The following is a 16,505-nucleotide window of genomic DNA, read 5'->3' as shown; positions in this document are numbered from 1 at the left end:
GAATCAATCCATTAGGTGGGGGTCACGCGTTGCGGACCCACACCCGCATGGCCTCGGGGCTACGGTTGCCCCACATGAAGTACGGGACGAAGGTCGTGGTGACCGTCGTCTCCGGGGACGCCGGTTCCTGCGGCAGCTCGGGGTAGAGCTCCGCGGACAGCGGTGGTGCCGTGGCCGCCTCCACCTGGAGGACGACCGCGCCTTCCGACATGGCGGTGTTGGCGCTAACAATCCGTGGTAGGACCAGGTCGTCCACGTCCACAGGGCAGTCCTGCTGTTCGACGCAGTACACCAGCGGGCCGCGCGCCAGGCTGGCCGCGCCCCGGGTGGCGTCGAGGTGGGGGTGCGAGCCGTGCGCCCTGACCGGCATCGGCAGGCTCAGGCGTACCTCGTCGCCCGCCTGCCAGACCCGCTCGACACTCAGCCACCCGTCCCGCGCGGTGGCGTCGGCCGCCGCGCCGTTGACGGTGACCGTCACGTTCTTGGCCCAGCCCGGCACCCGCAGCATGATCGTGTACGGCCCGTCGGGCGCCCGGTCCAGGACCAGGCGGACGTCGCCGTCCCACGGATAGTCGCTCTCCATCGTCAGCCCGAGCGCCTCGGTGTCGATCCTGGCCGCGGCGTAGGCGGCGATCAGCAGCGCGCCATCGCGTTCGGCGGCCATGTGGTCGCCGAGCTGGGTCATCCAGCGCACGATGTTCGGCGGGCAGCAGGGGCAGCCGAACCACGGCCGGCGCAGCGGGTCGCCGCCGTCCTCCGCGCCGCTGCGCTGCTCGTGGTCGGGGCGGCGCTGGAGCGGGTTGTCGTAGAAGAAGGCGGTGCCCTCGGCCGACAGACCCACCGCGTAGGCGTTGTACTGGATCCGCTCGAACACGTCGAGGTACTTGGCGCCGCCGGTGGCCAGGAACATCCGCCACGCCCACTGCATGGTGCCGATGGCCGCGCAGGTCTCGCTGTAGGCGCGTTCGGACGGCAGTTCGTAGCGGTCGCCGATGGCCTCGTCGGAGTGGCGGCTGCCCAGTCCGCCGGTGACGTAGAGCTTGGTGGCCACCATGTCGTCCCACAGCCGCTCCAGCGCCTCGAACAGGGAGCGGTCTCCCGTTTCGAGGTACACGTCGGCGGCGCCGGCGGCCAGGTAGGCCATGCGCACGGCGTGGCCGGTCACCGAGGGCAGGTCGCGGAAGGGCAGGTGGTCCTGGAAGTACTCGGCGGTAAAGATGCTGTGCTTCAGGTGCCCGTGGCCGCGCCGGTCGACGAACAGCCGGGCCTGGGTGAGATAGGCGCGCTCACCCGTCTCCCTGAACAGCTCGACCAGCGCCATCTCCACTTCCGGGTGGCCGCAGACGGCCTCCTCGCGGCCCTCGCCGTAGCGGGCCACGACCAGGTCGGCGAACTTGACCGCCACCGCGAGCAACCGCCGGTCGCCCAGGTGCCGGGCGGCGGCGACGGCGGCCTGGATGAGGTGGCCCAGGTTGTACAGCTCGTGCCCCCAGGCCAGGTCCTCCCATGGCTTCTTGGCGGCGGCCGGGTCCTGGAAGAAGGAGTTCAGGTACCCGTCGTCCGCCTGGACCCGCTCCAGCAGACCGACGACCTCCTCGTAGAACTCCCGTACGGGCTCGGCCGCGGTGCCCGTGGCCAGCTCGTACGCCAGCCCTTCGAGCGTCTTGTACAGGTCGGTGTCGAGGAACGGGTAACGGCCCCGGTACGGGGGCGGGTCGTCCACCAGCAGGCGGCTGAGGTTGTCCACGTTCCCGGCGGCACGCAGCCGCTCGATGGCGTGGGGGACCGTGGCCGCGCTGTTCCTGAGCTGCCAGGCATGCAGCAGGCCGCCCACGATGCGGACGGCGACCGGCTTGACGTGCTCGGACACCAGCTCTTCATCAGTAATGTGTGGCATTGCACTGAACGATAGGTGTCTGGCGGGTGGACTGCCAAGGGTTACGGCGAGGAATTCATTCGCCGTAACCAGACCGTAAACCGGGAAAGGGTTTGTCCGCGTCGTTTACCGCAGGCGTACGCAGTCGGGGTCGAGCCCCTCGACGCCGCCCACACCCAGCAGTTGCAGGGTGCGGACCAGCTCGGCGCGCAGCATGGCCAGCACCCGGTCCACGCCGGGCTCACCGCCCGCCATCAGCCCGTACAGGTAGGCCCGGCCGACGAAGCAGGCCCGCGCGCCCAGCGCCACCGCGATGGCGATGTCCGCGCCGCCGCGTACCCCGCCGTCCAGGAACACCTCCGTGCGGTCACCGACCGCGGCCACCACCTCGGGCAGCAGCTCCAGCGGGGTGGGGGCGCGGTCCAGCTGCCGCCCGCCGTGGTTGGAGACGACCAGCCCGTCCACTCCCACGGCCGCCAGATCCTTGGCGTCGTCCACCCGCTGCACGCCCTTGACCAGCAGCTGGCCCGGCCAGACCGACCGGATCCACTCCAGGTCCCGCAGGGTCACCGTCGGATCGAACATCAGGTTCGTGATCCCCGCCAGGTCGTCCGGCGCGCCGTCGACCGTGGCGAAGCGCAGCGGCTCGCTGGTGATGAAGTCGAACCACCAGGCCGGACGGCTCAGCGCCTGCAGCACGCCACGCCAGCGCAGCGCGGGCGGCATCGTCATGCCGTGCCGCACGTCACGCAGCCGCGCCCCCGCCACCGGCACGTCCACGGTGACGACCAGCACGTCCATGCCCGCCTCACGGGCCCGGTCGAGCGTCTCCTGACTGCGCCCCCGGTCGCGCACGACATAGAGCTGGAACCAGTTCCAGCCGTCCGGCGCCGCCGCCACCACCTCCTCGGGCGTCGTGGTCCCCATCGTGGACAGCGTGTACGGCACCGCCGCCCGCGCCGCCGCCCTGGCCACGGCCCGCTCGCCCTCGCGGTGCATCATCCGGGTGAAGCCGGTGGGCGCGAGCACGACCGGCATCGAGATCCGCTTGCCGAGCACCTCCACCGATGTGGGCGCCTCGGAGACGTCCCGCAGCACCCGTGGCCGCAGCTCGGCCCGCGCGAAGGCCGCCACCGACCTGGCCAGCGACCGCTCCGCCTCGGCCGCGCCGTCGACGTAGTCGAACACCACCCGTGGGGCGCGCCGCCACGCCAGCCGCCGCATGTCCGCCAGATCGGCCACCGCCGCCAGCCGCCGCTCCCGCGACGGGAACAGCCGCGGCCGGGGCGGGAGTACGGCACGCAGTTCCTGCCAACGGGGCAGGCGCCGGGGATCCCTCGCCGTCGGCTCCATGCCAAGAACGCTATCAAGCCGGTATATCCCGGTATACAGCCCGCACACATGCGCTTCCGATGAGTGCGCGCCCCCGCTCGCCGGCCTCTCGCCCAGCACCGCGCTCGTGAGTCGCCGGGTGGGGTGATCTACGGTGGTCTCCATGCGCGAGGACTGGCTCACCCTGGTGACGGATTCCGCGGCGGCCAGGGCCACCGGCGCGGAGCTGGTCGCCCGCTGGGCCGAGCCGCACCGCCGCTACCACACGCTCGCCCACCTCGCCGCCGTGCTCGCCGCGATCGACCGGCTCGCCGACGCCGCCGCCGACCCCGTCGCGGTACGGCTGGCCGCCTGGTTCCACGACGCCGTCTACGACGGGCGGCTGGGCTGGGACGAGGAGCGCAGCGCCCAGCTGGCCCAGGCGCGGCTGCCCCGTTGCGGCGTGCCCGCCGACCGGGTCGCCGAGGTGGCCAGGCTGGTGCGGCTGACGGCCGCGCACGACACGCTGGCCGAGGGCGACCGCGACGGCGCCGTCCTGTGCGACGCCGACCTGGCGGTCCTGGGCGGTCCGGACTACGAGCCCTACACGGCGCGGATCCGCCAGGAGTACGCGCACGTGCCCGACGAGCTCTTCCGCCAGGGGCGGGCCGCGGTGTTGCGCAGGCTCCTGGCCGTACCCCGGCTCTATCGCACGGACGAGGCGTACACGCTGTGGGAGGAGCGCGCACGGGCCAACATGAGCGCCGAGCTAGTGGCGCTTGCGGCGGCGCAGGCCGCCGGCGATGAGGCGGCGCAGTAGCTCGCGCGAGCTGACCGCCTCCGCGCCCAGCTCCACGGCACGGGCGTGCACGGTCTCCGGCACGTCGTAGTGGTCCCGGTCGAAGGCCCGCTCCGGCACGCCGAGCCGGAGCGCGAAGGCGTGCAGCTCGTCCAGGGAGCTGTCGCTGACCAGATGCGACCACATGAGGCCGCGCGGCCCCGGCCAGGCTGGGGGATCAATAAGGACCGTCACGACGTCAAGGTTAAGAGGTAAAGGGTAGGACCCTGCCGCGCACGGCCAGCTCGGCGAGGTCCTTCACCACCACGTCCGCGCCCTGGGCGTTCAGCTCGGTGGTCTCGCCGTGCCGGTCGACCGCGACGACGAGCCCGAAGCCGCCCTTGCGGCCCGCCTCGATGCCCGGCAGGGTGGCCTCCACCAGGGCCGCCTTGGGCGCGGGCAGCGCCAAGCGGCGCACCGCCTCCAGGAACAGCGCGGGGTCCGGCTTGCCCGGCAGGTTCATCAGGGCCGCGTCGTTGCCGTCGACCACCACGTCGAACAGGTGCAGCACGCCCGCCGAGCCGACCAGCCTGCGGCCGTGCAGGCTGGCGGAGACGGCCGCCGTGCGCGCCCCCCGCTGGCGCAGCTCGTGCAGCAGCGCCACGGTCGAGGGGAAGGCGGCCACCCCGTACTTGTCCACCTGCGACATGAACAGCCGGTCCTTGGCCAGGCCCAGGCCGTGCACGGTGGGCGCACCCACCTCGTCGTCGGGGGCGCCCTCCGGCAGCGTGATGCCGCGTGAGGCGAGGAAGGTACGGACGCCGTCCAGCCGTGGACGGCCGTCGACATGCCGCAGGTAGTCGTCGCGGATGTCGAAAGGCGCCGAGCGGCCGCGCAGGAACGCGTCGAAGACGTGCTTCCAGGCGGCCGCGTGCCCCCGAGCGGTGTCGGTGACCACGCCGTCGGTGTCGAACACGACGGCGCTGATCGTGGTCAGGTCGATGACGGGCTCGTTCACTCTGTGAACGTAACCGCTCTACCACGCTACGGGTAGCTTCTCCACGCCATAGACGATGGCGAGCTTTCTGAACGGCACCTCACCCGCCACCCGGAGCCCCGGAAAACGCCGCAGCAGCGCGGGAAAGGCGATCCGCATCTCCATCTGGGCCAGGGGCGCCCCGACGCAGCGGTGGATGCCGTGGCCGAAGGCCAGGTGCGAGCCCGCCGTCGGGCGCTCCGGCCGGACCTCCTCGATCCCCTCGCCGAGGTGGGGGTCGCGGTTGGCCGCCGTGAGCGAGCAGAGCACCATCTCGCCCTTCTTGATCGAGTGGCCGAACAGCTCCAGGTCCTCGCGGGCGAAGCGGGGGAAGGCCACCTGCACCACGGTCATGTAGCGCAGCAGTTCCTCGACCATCTGCTCGGCGTAGCGGTCATCCTCGCGTACCCGGGCGGCCTGCTCGGGGTTCTCCAGCAGCCAGAGCGTGCCCAGCGCGAGCATGCTCGTGCTGGTGTCGTGGCCGCCGGTGAGCAGGCCGTCGGCCATGCTGGCCAGCGTCCGGTCGTCGAGGTCGTCGCCGTGCTCGCGCAGCAGCTCCCCGAGCAGGCCCTCACCGGGGTTCAGCCGTTCGCGGGCGACCAGGTCCGTCAGGTACGCCATCGCGTCGTTGATCGCCTGAAGGGACGCCTCGGGCCCGGCGGTGAGGTCGAAACGGTTCGTGCTGATCTTCAGGAATTCGGACCGTTCCTCGTACGGCACACCCAGCAGTTCGCACACGACCAGAGAGGGGATCGGCAGCGCGAACGACTCCACCAAATCGGCCTCTGACCCGCTGGCCGCCATCCGGTCCAGGCACTCCTCGACCAGGGCCTCGATGCGCGGCACCAGCCTGCGCAGGCGGTGCACGGTGAACTCCGGCGTCAGGTACTTGCGCAGTCTGGTGTGCTCAGGCGGATCGCGGAAGCCGAGGCCGCCCGGATCCTCCTGATTAGTGCCCAGACCGATCACGTTGCCGAAGTCGTTGCTGAACCGTTCATGGTCGGCGAGCACGCTGCGCACGTCGTCGTAGCGGGTGACCAGATAGACCGTCTGGTCTCCCGGGATCGACATCGGGAACACCGGCCGCTCGGTGCGGATGCGGCCGAGCTCGGCCACCGGGTCGAAGCCCTCGCGCATGAACTGGACGAGCGGGAACTCTGAGTCTGACATCGAAATCCGTCCTGCTGGGATACATCACACTTTGTTGGGATAAATCCCTACATAGATGGTCCCATCCGCAGGACGCGATCTGGCCAGGCTCAGCCGAGCGCCGGCATGCTCGTGACCTCGTCCGGAGATGGGATCGACCGGTCGCGCGCCCGCACCGGAGGCTCGGGCAACAGGGCCTGCGCCATCAGCGACGGCGGCGCCGGTTTGGGCCGGCGTGGCTCGCGCACCCCGCCTTCTCCTCCGCCCGGTTCGTCGAACGGGAAATCCTCGTCGTCGGGGCCGTGCGGCTCGCCCGGACCGAACCCGGGCAGCCAGCTCGGAGCCCCACTGGGGAGAGCACGGCGTCTGCGCGATCGCTTGCTCACGAAGCCTCCTAGGCCGACCGGCTCCATTCTGCGTCACGAGCTTCATGAACGCGAGGTCTCCTGTGCCGGGGGAGGATTGTGGTAAACGTGGGCAAAGCGGGGCGGCAGAGGCCGTTTGGCGTACAGGTACGCCACATTCTGCGATGATCTCGCTATAAGCGGAGTTTGAGCCTCACGGATAGTGACTGATGCCCACCACATTCGAGGAAATAGCTGCCTTCGTCGCCGACAAGCCGTTCGCCACCGCGGTCATAGCGCTGCTGGGCCTGGCCGGGCTGGTGCTCGCGTACCTGATACTCAGGGTCGCCTGGCGGGCCCTCGCCTGGGTCGTCTCGCGCTATATCGCCCCACGCCCGATCGAGGACGTCCTGACCGTCGTGGCCGCCTCCATCGCCACCGGTGTCTCCGCCCAGGGCATGTGGCGCTTCTCCGGTGACGTGCTCGGCCTCGACGGGCCGCTGCGGCTGCTGCTGTTCGCGTTCATCGAGGTCGCGATCATCACCTCGGCCGTACGGGCCCGCCGCAACATGCGCGAGAACTTCTCCGCCGGGATCGACGGCATCGCCGTGTGGGCGCTGACCTGCCTGACCGCCGTACTGTCCAGCATGGACGCGCGCAGCCTGCCCGAGGCTGTCTTCCGCCTCGCCGCGCCGCTGGTCGCCGCCTGGCTGTGGGAGCGCGGCATGGCCATCGAGAGGCACCGCATCAGGGGCACCGGCCGCATCAACTGGCGCCTCACCCCCGAACGGCTGCTGGTCAGGGTGGGCCTGGCCGAAGTGAGCGACCGCACCGCGAGCGAGGTCGACGCGCACCGCAGGCTCACCCGCGTAGCGCTGGCCGCCAAGCGGGCCAAGTCGCTGCGCGAGGGCGGCGCGTCCGAGCGCAAGCTGCGCGGCGCCCTGGCCAAGCTCGACAAGGCCATGGACCAGGCCGTCGAGCACACCGGACTGGCCGTCGACCAGGGCCGCCAGGAGGCGCTGCTCGCCCAGATCGCCGCCCTGTACAACACCTCCGCCCTCATCGACGCCGACCCGCGCGTGCCCTGGGAGCCGGAGGCCGACCACCACCCCGTGCCGGCCCGCCCCGCCCTGCCGCCCGCGCTGGTCGAGCTCGTCCAGGACGACGACGAGGACGTCCAGGTGTTCGACACCACGCCGCAGGTCGTCGACACCGCCCAGCGGGCCGCGCTGATGCGCTCCGCCCGCGACTACTGGGACAGGCAGATCGCCAAGGGCATCGTGCCGCGCACGATCGACATCGCGCAGGAGATCGGCCTCTCACTGCCCGCCGCCCGCCAGTATCGTGCCCTGTGGAAGCTGGAGCCCGAGGCGCACGCGCTCATCGAGGCTCTGTACCAACAACATGGCATCGTGGACACCGGCGCCTTCCCGGCCATCGCCGACGACGGGCGGATGCTGACCACCAAGTCCTGAGCCCGGGGGGCCGGTTGAGGGAGCGCACGCTCGAACGGGTCAGAAAGCTCCTGGCCAAGGCCGAACGTACCGACAACGAGCATGAGCGGGCCACGTTCATGGCGGCGGCGGCGTCGCTCATGGCCAAGTACGGCATCGACTCCCTCGACCCGGCCGACACCCGCCAGACGCCGGGCGACCGGATCGTCACCATGCCCAACCCATGGGCGCGGGAGAAGGCGCGGCTCGTCAGTCTGGTCGCGCAGGCCCTGCGCTGCCGGCCGCTGCTCATCGGGCGCGGCGACGGCGGGCAGCGGGTGCACGTCTTCGGCTTCGCCGCCGACCTCGAACGGGCCGACGTGCTGGCCACCTCGCTGCTGCTGCAGATGGCCACGGGGCTGGCCCGGGTAAGGCCGCCCGACACCGCGATCCGCGCCTACCGGCGCTCGTGGCTGCTCGGGTTCACCGACGAGGTGTACCGGCTGCTGCGCGAGGCCGAGACGCGGGCCGAGGAGCGGGCCCCCGCCGCGAGCACCGCGCTCGTGCTGGCCGACCGGCGGGCGGAGGTGGAGCGGGTGGTGGCGGCGCACTACCCGCGCATCCGGCTCAGCGTGCCGCGCACCAGCGGCACCGGCTACCGCGCCGGCGTCGAGGCGGGCCGCCGCGCCGACCTGGGCCGCACCCGCGTGGACACCCAGCCCGGCCGCGAACTGACCTGACCTCAGCTCAGTGTGGCCGAGACCAGGGAGCGGGCCTCCTTCTGGACCTCGGCCAGGTGCTCAGGCCCCTGGAAGGACTCGGCGTAGATCTTGTACACGTCCTCGGTCCCCGACGGCCGGGCCGCGAACCAGGCGCTCTCGGTCGACACCTTCACCCCGCCCAGCGCCGCCCCGTTGCCGGGCGCCGCCGTCAGCACCGAAGTGATGGGCTCGCCGGCCAGCGACGTCGCCGTGACCTGGTCGGCCGACAGCTTGCCCAGCACCGCCTTCTCCTCCCGCGTCGCGGGCGCGTCCACCCGGGCGTACGCCGGCTCGCCGTACCGGGAGGTGAGCTCCTTGTAGTGCTCGCTCGGCGAGCGCCCCGTGACCGCGAGGATCTCCGACGCCAGCAGCGCCATGATCACGCCGTCCTTGTCCGTCGTCCACACCGACCCGTCGCGGCGCAGGAACGAGGCTCCGGCGCTCTCCTCGCCGCCGAACCCGAGCGAGCCGTCCAGCAGCCCTGGCACGAACCACTTGAAGCCCACAGGCACCTCGTAGAGCCGCCGCCCGAGCGACTCCGCCACGCGGTCGATGACGCTGCTGCTGACCATCGTCTTGCCGACCCCGGCGCCCGTGGGCCAGCCCTCGCGGTGCGCGTAGAGGTAGGAGATCGCCACGGCCAGGTAGTGGTTGGGGTTCATCAGCCCGTCGTCGGGCGTGACGATGCCGTGCCGGTCGGCGTCGGCGTCGTTGCCGGTGGCGATCTGGTACTCGCCGCTGCTGGCGATGAGCGAGGCCATGGCGTACGGCGACGAGCAGTCCATCCGGATCTTGCCGTCCCAGTCGAGCGTCATGAACCGCCAGGTCGGGTCCACCAGCGGGTTGACCACGGTCAGGTCCAGCCGGTGCCGATCGGCGATCTCCCCCCAGTAGGCGACGCTGGCCCCGCCGAGGGGGTCGGCGCCGATGCGTACTCCCGCCGACCTGATCGCGTCGAGGTCGAGGACCGAGGGCAGATCGCCGACGTAGGCGCCGACGAAGTCGTAGCGCCCGGTCGTGTCCGCACGCAGGGCCTTCGTGTACGGAACGCGGAGGATGTTCTTCATGCCCCCGGCCAGCAGGCGGTTGGCCCGGTCCTGGATCCAGGTCGTGGCGTCGGTGTCGGCCGGGCCGCCGTGCGGCGGGTTGTACTTGAAGCCGCCGTCGGGCGGCGGGTTGTGCGACGGCGTGATCACCACTCCGTCCGCCAGTCCGGTGGAGCGGCCGCGGTTATAGGTGAGGATCGCGTGCGAGACGGCGGGCGTCGGTGTGTAGCCGTCGCGGCTGTCGATGAGGACCCGTACCCCATTGGCCGCGAACACCTCCAGCGCCGACACCCGCGCGGGCTCCGAGAGCGCGTGGCTGTCGACGCCGAGGAACAGCGGCCCGTCCGTGCCCTGGGCGTGGCGGTACTCGCAGATCGCCTGGCTGGTGGCGAGGATGTGATCCTCGTTGAACGCCGTGTTCAGCGACGAGCCACGATGCCCGGAGGTGCCGAACGCCACCCGCTGCGCCACCTCGTCGGGATTGGGGTGGAGGGCGTAGTAGGCGGTGACCAGCTTGGCCACGTCGACCAGGTCGGCGGGCTGGGCGGGCTGTCCGGCGCGTTCGTGGGTCATGAGGCCACTTTACGAGTGGCCGCTCGGAGAGGGTCGGCTAGACTCGCGTCAGTCACTAGAATGGAGTTCTGTTGCCATGCGTATCGGACTGCTCCTGAACGAATCTCAGGATCCGGACCCGCTGGGCGGGCTCCGCGACAAGCTCGCCAAGGCGGCCGACGAGGGCTTCGCCTCCGCCTGGCTTTCGCACATCTTCGGGCTCGACGCCCTCACCACGCTGGCAGTGGCGGGCAGCCAGGTGCCCGGCATCGAGCTCGGCACCGCCGTGGTGCCGACCTTCCCGCGTCACCCCCTCGCGCTCGCTCAGCAGGCCATGACGGTCAACGCGGCGGTACGCGGGCGGCTGTCGCTCGGCATCGGCCTGTCGCACCAGATGGTCATCGAGAACATGTTCGGCTACAGCTTCGAGCGGCCGGGCCGGCACATGAAGGAATACCTGGAGATCCTGATGCCGGCCACGCGCGGCGAGCAGGTCGACTACGACGGCGAGACCCTCAAGGCCCACGCCCGGCTCACCACGCCGGGAGCGGGGTTGCGGGTGCTGATCGCGGCCCTGGGCCCGCGCATGCTCAAGCTGGCCGGCACCGTCGCCGACGGCACCGTGCTCTGGATGACCGGCCCCAAGACGGTGGCCGAGCACGTCGCGCCCACCATCACCGCCGCCGCGAGCGAAGCCGGGCGGCCCGCGCCGCGCGTGGTCTGCTCGCTGCCGATCAGCGTCACCGACGACGTCGAGGCCGCCAGGGCCCGCGCCAACGAGATCTTCGCCATCTACGGCCAGCTGCCCTCCTACCGGGCCATGCTGGACCGGGAAGGCGCGGCCGATCCCGGTGGCGTGGCGATCGTCGGCGACGAGGACAGCGTGCGCGCCCAGCTCGACGGGCTGGCCAAGGCCGGGGTGACGGAGTTCGTGGCCTCCGAGTTCGCCCATCGGGAACGCACCAGGGCATTCCTCAAGACACTCCTCTGATCTGCCCCGACCTGCCCTCATCGGCCCTCATCGGCGCTGATCGGCGCTGATCGGCTTTGATCGGCGCGTCGGTGGGGTGACCGGGAGGCATCCGAATAAACTCCCGCAAGGTGAAGCGCTTGCTGCATGGCATAGACGTGTCCAACTGGCAAGGTTCCGTCGACTGGACCGGCCACGCGGGAGCCGGGGTAGCGTTCGCCTTCGCCAAGGCCACCGAGGGCGGCGACTACACCGACGCGTACTTCGCCCGCAACTGGCAGGGCATGCGGGAGAGCTGGATCGTCTGCGGCGCCTACCACTTTGCCCGCCCGAAGGGCGACCCCGGCGAGCAGGCCCGCCACTTCCTGAACGCGGTGGGGGCGGCGGGCGGCTTTCGCCGCGGCGACCTGGTCGCGCTCGACCTGGAGAGCAACGACGGTATCCGGCCCGAGCAGGTCGCCCAGTACGCCCGCCGCTGGTGCCGCTACGTCGAGCGGCACGGCGGCGTGCGCCCGTTCGTCTACACCTTCCCGTGGTTCGCCCGCGGAGGTCACTGCGCGGGGCTCGGTGACTATCCGCTGTGGATCGCCAACCCGGAGAAACCCTGTGGCGAGCCGCTGGTGCCCGGTCCATGGGGCGAGTGGACGATTCACCAATACGCCAACAGTCCGCTGGATCGCAACGTCTTCCGCGGGAGCCGGGAAGACCTGACAAGGCTGGGGTTTCACCCGCGATAGCATCGGTGCTTACCAGCAACCGTGCTATCCAAGGGAGTCACCGTGTCAGCCGAGCTACGCATCACCCTCGCCGGAGCCGAGCGTGTGGTCGCGGCCGGCACGACGGCCGGTGACGCGCTGGAGGCCGACGGCCGCACCGTCATCGCCGCCAGGGTCAACGGCGAGGCCCGCGACCTGGCCCACCTGGTCGCCGATGGCGACGTCGTCGAGCCGATCGAGGTCTCCAGCGACGAGGGCCGGGCCATCGTCCGCCACTCCACCGCCCACGTCATGGCGCAGGCGGTGCAGGAGTTGTTCCCGGGGGCCAAGCTGGGCATCGGGCCGCCCGTCGAAAACGGCTTCTACTACGACTTCGACGTCGAGCAGGCGTTCCACCCCGATGATCTCAAGCGCGTCGAGAAGCGCATGCGCGAGATCGTCAAGCAGGGGCAGCTGTTCTCCCGCCGGGCCGTCGCCGACGACGAGGCCCGCGAGGAGCTGGCCGGAGAGCCGTACAAACTCGAGCTCATCGGGCTCAAGGGCGGCTCGCTCGAAGAGGAGAGCGTCGAGGTCGGCGTGGGTCAGCTGACCATCTACGACAACCTCGACCCGAAGACCGGCGAGCTGTGCTGGAAGGACCTCTGCCGCGGCCCGCACGTGCCGTCCACCAGGTCCATCCCGGCCTTCAAGCTCATGCGCTCCGGCGGCGCCTACTGGCGGGGCAGCGAGAAGAACCCGCAGCTGCAGCGCATCTACGGCACCGCGTGGGAGTCGCGCGACAAGCAGGACGACTACCTCAAGATGCTGGAGGAGGCCGAGAAGCGCGACCACCGCAAGCTGGGCGCCGAGCTCGACCTGTTCTCCTTCCCCGACGAGCTGGGCTCCGGGCTGGCGGTCTTCCACCCCAAGGGCGGCGTGATCCGCCGGGTGATGGAGGACTACTCGCGGCGCAAGCACGAGGAGGCGGGCTACGAGTTCGTCAACACGCCGCACATCACCAAGGAGAAGCTGTACCAGGTCTCGGGTCACCTCGACTGGTATCGCGACGGGATGTTCCCGCCCATGGAGCTCGAGGGCGCGCGTTACTACCTCAAGCCGATGAACTGCCCGATGCACAACCTGATCTTCCGGGCGCGCGGGCGGTCCTACCGCGAGCTACCGCTGCGGCTGTTCGAGTTCGGCACCGTCTACCGCTACGAGAAGTCAGGCGTCGTCCACGGCCTGACCCGGGTGCGCGGCCTGACGCAGGACGACGCCCACATCTACTGCACCCGCGAGGAGATGCGCGACGAGCTGGCCTCGCTGCTGCGCTTCGTCCTCGACCTGCTGCGCGACTACGGGCTCGACGACTTCTACCTGGAGCTGTCCACCAAGGACCCGGAGAAGTTCGTCGGCTCCGACGACGCGTGGGAGGAGGCGACCGAGACGCTGCGCGAGGTCGCCGAGTCCGAGCACCTGGACCTGGTGCTCGACCCGGGCGGCGCGGCCTTCTACGGGCCGAAGATCTCCGTGCAGGTACGTGACGCCATCGGCCGCACCTGGCAGATGTCGACGATCCAGCTCGACTTCAACCTGCCCGAGCTGTTCGAGCTCGAATACCAGGCGGCCGACGGCACCCGCAAGCAGCCCGTCATGATCCACCGGGCGCTGTTCGGGTCGATCGAGCGCTTCTTCGGCGTGATGGTCGAACACTACGCGGGCGCCTTCCCTCCGTGGCTGGCCCCCGTGCAGGTCGCCGGCATTCCGATCGCCGACGCGCACATCCCCTATCTGCAGGACGTGGCCAAGAAGCTGCGCGAGCGCGGCATCAGAGTCGAGGTCGACACGGCCGACGACCGGATGCAGAAGAAGATCCGCAACGCCCAGAAGTCGAAGGTCCCGTTCATGCTGCTGGCCGGTGACGACGACATCGCCAACGGGGCGGTCTCGTTCCGCTACCGCAGTGGCGAGCAGAAGAACGGCGTGCCCGTGGAGGAGGCGATCGCCGAGATCGTCAACGCTGTGGAGCGTCGCATCCAGGTCTGACTTTCCAGCATTTATGAAGGGGTACAGCGGGAGTCCGCCGTACCCCTTCTTGCGTGCTGCGGCCTGACACATTCGTCCGCGTCGCGGCTTGTGCGGCCTGACGCGTTGGTGCGCGCTGCAACCTGTGCGGCCTGACATATTCGTCTCACGGTTGAAGCTCATCAGCCGGGCGTCATAGGGGACGGCACCGTGCGGGCGGAAGATGTGGGCGCGTTTCTTGCTTGCGCGCCGGTTGGCGTAGGCGCCGGCGACCCGGGCGATCGCCCGCACGGCCGCCTGCGCGCCCAACCCGGCCACCTGCCCGCGCACCTCGTAGTAGGCCAGCCGATGCAACTCCAGCACGGTGAAGACGCGGTGCTGCCAGGCCAGGCGGGAGATGACGGTGGCCGCCTGATTACACACCTGCACCGCCGCGGCCAGGGCGTCGGCCTGGGCCGGTGCGGGCGTGAGCCGCAGTTGCACGATCGAGGGCAGGCCGTGGCGTTTGGTGGCGGAGCGGCGGATCGCCATCGCGCACCTCCTGTCACAGCAACCTCACCCACCGCACATATTACCGAACGTGACCGAGTCTTTCCATGCTGTTTTCGAAAGGAGGGGTGGCGCTTCCTCCCGGCCCTGAAGGACCGGGTCTCCGCGCCACCATTCAGATGAAACGGTCCTTTCGATGGGGAGTTGGGCCGGGCGTTCCGGCATGGCGAACCCGGTCGGTATTGCGCCGCGGGGATGATCACCGCGGAGCACGCAACGCTAGCAACAGGAATCACCGGCCACCGGCGTTTCGCCGTTTTGCCAGCTAACGCCCCCACATTGTGAAATATCCGCCATAGCACTCAGCAGCTCCCAGCACCGCCGCCCAGGCCCGCGCATCGCCCGCAATCCAACGGCCCTGGGCATCGCTCCGCAATCCCAGACGCGCAGCACCGCCCCACAGCCCGGCATCGTTCTACAACCCCAGGCCCCACGGCGCCGTCGGTGGGAGTGCCCGGCGATCGGAGGTTGCTCGGGGGCGGAGGGGGCGTTCCTCCAGGTAGTCGCATTGCCGCTACTGGCCTTCGACCGCACTCCCACCCCTCACCGGACAGGCCCCGGTCGGCTTGTGCAGAGGGCGTCACGGTCGGTTGTGGTCGCCTGGTCCACCGCTTCCCATCGCGGTGCTGCGCGGCGCCGTCGGGTCTGGCGGGGGTTAGGGAGTTGGAGTTGACGAGGCCTGAAGTTGCGGTGCGATGAGGATGCGGTAATCTGCCCGTACTCTGAAGATCACGCTTCCCAGAGATATGCCGCAGAGTGGAAGCAAGGCCCGCACATCGCGTGTGAGGACCCCGGAGGGGCGGTGCGATCTGCTCGCATGCCCTTTCGAAGGAGTGTTCTCCCGATGAACGTAGGTCTCGGCCTCCCCATCAATGACCCCGCCCAGCTGCTGACCTGGGCCCGCCGCGCCGACATCGGCCCCTTTAGCGCACTCGGCCTGCTCGACCGGCTCGTCTACGACAACCCCGAGCCACTGGTCACCCTCGCCGTCCTGGCCGGTGCCACCTCGCGCATCCGCCTCCAGACCGAGGTGCTGATCGCGCCCCTGCACAACACCGCGATCCTGGCCAAGCAGGCCGCCACGCTCGACCGCCTCTCCGGTGGCCGGTTCACCCTCGGTATTGGCACGGCAGGGCGCGAGGATGACTACCTGGCAGCCGGTGTCGATGTCCACCGCCGAGGGCGCCGCCTCGACGAACAGCTCGCCTCTCTGCGACGCGCCTGGTCCGGCGAACCGTACAGGGTCGGTGGTGGCGATGGTGTGGGTTCGTTGGGTTCTGTGCCTGCTCGCTATGAGGGCGATGGCGTGGGTCCGATCGGTCCCGCGCCTGCTCGGCTGGGTGGCCCCGAGGTGCTGTTCGGTGGCTTCGTTCCGGCGGTGTTCGAGCGGGTCGCCCGATGGGGTGATGGCTTTCTGGGTGCCGGGCTCGGGCCCCAGTGGATGGACACGGCCTTCCGCGACGTGGAGCGACGATGGGAGCTTGCCGGTCGCGAGGGCCGTCCCCGCCTGGTGGCCCAGGTCAACGTCGCCCTCGGTACGGAGACGGTGCTGGCGGAGGCCAGGAACGAGATGGGCGATTACTACGCCTTCACCGGGCGCCCCGAGCACATGCTGGCCGGGCTGCTCACCACGCCCGCCGCGATCCGGGACGCGGTCGCGGCGTTCACCGGCATCGGAGCCGACGAGGTGATGCTCTACTGCTGGGCCTCCGACCCGGACCAGATCGACCGCCTGGCCGACGCGGTGGCCTGACCCGCCTGTATGTGCCGTCTCCCGGCGGTACGTGCCACCTCTGGGCGACGTGCCACCTCCGGGCGGTACGTGCCACCGGACTTCGGGCCAATGCTCCGATCCCGGGGTGCTCGCCTGTTGCCCCGGCTCTCTGGTCCTGCTCCGGACCGGTGCTCTGGCCACCGCTCTGAGCTGGTGCCCTGGCCCGTGTTCCGGTTCGGGGCCCGGCGCCGGGTGGTTGGCTCATT

Annotated in this window: 14 protein-coding genes; 7 read left to right on the top strand and 7 right to left on the bottom strand. The window is 70.4% G+C overall.

Annotation, left to right across the window (positions count from 1 at the left end; all coding sequences use genetic code 11):
• Positions 1–22 precede the first annotated feature (22 nt).
• A complete protein-coding gene (locus ACIBO2_RS41055) occupies positions 23–1,897 on the bottom strand; it encodes a glycoside hydrolase family 127 protein (RefSeq protein ID WP_397303874.1) in 1,875 nt (624 codons plus the stop codon).
• Between the two features lie 105 nt (positions 1,898–2,002).
• Complete coding sequence (locus tag ACIBO2_RS41050) at positions 2,003–3,229, bottom strand: alpha-hydroxy acid oxidase (RefSeq protein ID WP_397303873.1); 1,227 nt, start codon at positions 3,227–3,229, stop codon at positions 2,003–2,005.
• Between the two features lie 142 nt (positions 3,230–3,371).
• Here ACIBO2_RS41050 and ACIBO2_RS41045 point away from each other — a divergent pair, with 142 nt between their 5' ends.
• Positions 3,372–4,007 carry a metal-dependent phosphohydrolase gene (locus tag ACIBO2_RS41045; RefSeq protein WP_397303872.1) on the top strand — a complete coding sequence of 212 codons (636 nt, stop codon included), beginning with the start codon at positions 3,372–3,374 and terminating at the stop codon, positions 4,005–4,007.
• On the opposite strand, the gene ACIBO2_RS41040 is transcribed toward ACIBO2_RS41045, so the two are convergent.
• The 4 genes from ACIBO2_RS41040 to ACIBO2_RS41025 all read right to left on the bottom strand — a co-directional run bounded on the left by ACIBO2_RS41040 (position 3,957) and on the right by ACIBO2_RS41025 (position 6,536).
• Positions 3,957–4,220 (bottom strand): DUF4031 domain-containing protein, encoded by a 264-nt coding sequence (locus ACIBO2_RS41040; protein ID WP_225298128.1) that lies wholly within the window; start codon positions 4,218–4,220, stop codon positions 3,957–3,959. The genes ACIBO2_RS41045 and ACIBO2_RS41040 overlap by 51 nt on opposite strands.
• 10 nt (positions 4,221–4,230) lie before the next feature.
• Entirely contained in the window at positions 4,231–4,983 is a 753-nt protein-coding gene (locus ACIBO2_RS41035; protein WP_358545976.1) for an HAD family hydrolase, read from the bottom strand.
• A gap of 18 nt (positions 4,984–5,001) precedes the next feature.
• Entirely contained in the window at positions 5,002–6,171 is a 1,170-nt protein-coding gene (locus ACIBO2_RS41030) for a cytochrome P450 (protein WP_397303869.1), read from the bottom strand.
• An 89-nt stretch (positions 6,172–6,260) separates the two neighbouring features.
• Positions 6,261–6,536 carry a hypothetical protein gene (locus ACIBO2_RS41025; protein WP_364003555.1) on the bottom strand — a complete coding sequence of 92 codons (276 nt, stop codon included), beginning with the start codon at positions 6,534–6,536 and terminating at the stop codon, positions 6,261–6,263.
• Between the two features lie 188 nt (positions 6,537–6,724).
• Between ACIBO2_RS41025 and ACIBO2_RS41020 the strand changes: the two genes are divergently transcribed.
• Together ACIBO2_RS41020 and ACIBO2_RS41015 are read left to right on the top strand one after the other, a co-directional pair.
• The gene (locus ACIBO2_RS41020; RefSeq protein ID WP_358545970.1) at positions 6,725–7,969 is read left to right on the top strand and encodes a hypothetical protein; all 1,245 of its coding nucleotides are present in this window, start codon (positions 6,725–6,727) and stop codon (positions 7,967–7,969) included.
• 14 nt (positions 7,970–7,983) lie between these two features.
• Positions 7,984–8,667, top strand: coding sequence for a DUF2786 domain-containing protein (locus ACIBO2_RS41015; RefSeq protein WP_397303867.1), 684 nt, complete (start codon positions 7,984–7,986; stop codon positions 8,665–8,667).
• Positions 8,668–8,669: 2 nt separating this feature from the next.
• On the opposite strand, the gene pgm is transcribed toward ACIBO2_RS41015, so the two are convergent.
• Positions 8,670–10,307: a phosphoglucomutase (alpha-D-glucose-1,6-bisphosphate-dependent) gene (pgm, locus tag ACIBO2_RS41010; protein ID WP_358545964.1), complete on the bottom strand. Its 1,638-nt coding sequence runs from the start codon at positions 10,305–10,307 to the stop codon at positions 8,670–8,672.
• A gap of 76 nt (positions 10,308–10,383) precedes the next feature.
• Between pgm and ACIBO2_RS41005 the strand changes: the two genes are divergently transcribed.
• The 4 genes from ACIBO2_RS41005 (at position 10,384) to ACIBO2_RS40990 (ending at position 16,278) form a co-directional block, all read left to right on the top strand.
• Positions 10,384–11,277: an LLM class F420-dependent oxidoreductase gene (locus ACIBO2_RS41005; RefSeq protein WP_358545962.1), complete on the top strand. Its 894-nt coding sequence runs from the start codon at positions 10,384–10,386 to the stop codon at positions 11,275–11,277.
• Between the two features lie 119 nt (positions 11,278–11,396).
• Entirely contained in the window at positions 11,397–11,993 is a 597-nt protein-coding gene (locus ACIBO2_RS41000; protein WP_397303864.1) for a glycoside hydrolase family 25 protein, read from the top strand.
• 42 nt (positions 11,994–12,035) lie between these two features.
• On the top strand, positions 12,036–13,997 hold the full coding sequence (gene thrS, locus ACIBO2_RS40995) for a threonine--tRNA ligase (protein ID WP_397303862.1): 1,962 nt from the start codon (positions 12,036–12,038) through the stop codon (positions 13,995–13,997).
• Positions 13,998–15,369: 1,372 nt separating this feature from the next.
• Positions 15,370–16,278 (top strand): LLM class flavin-dependent oxidoreductase, encoded by a 909-nt coding sequence (locus ACIBO2_RS40990; RefSeq protein ID WP_358545953.1) that lies wholly within the window; start codon positions 15,370–15,372, stop codon positions 16,276–16,278.
• The last annotated feature ends 227 nt before the right edge of the window (positions 16,279–16,505 follow it).

The sequence above is a fragment of the Nonomuraea sp. NPDC050022 genome (genome assembly GCF_044460705.1).
Classification (GTDB): domain Bacteria; phylum Actinomycetota; class Actinomycetes; order Streptosporangiales; family Streptosporangiaceae; genus Nonomuraea.
This window is presented reverse-complemented; position numbering and strand designations above follow the sequence as displayed.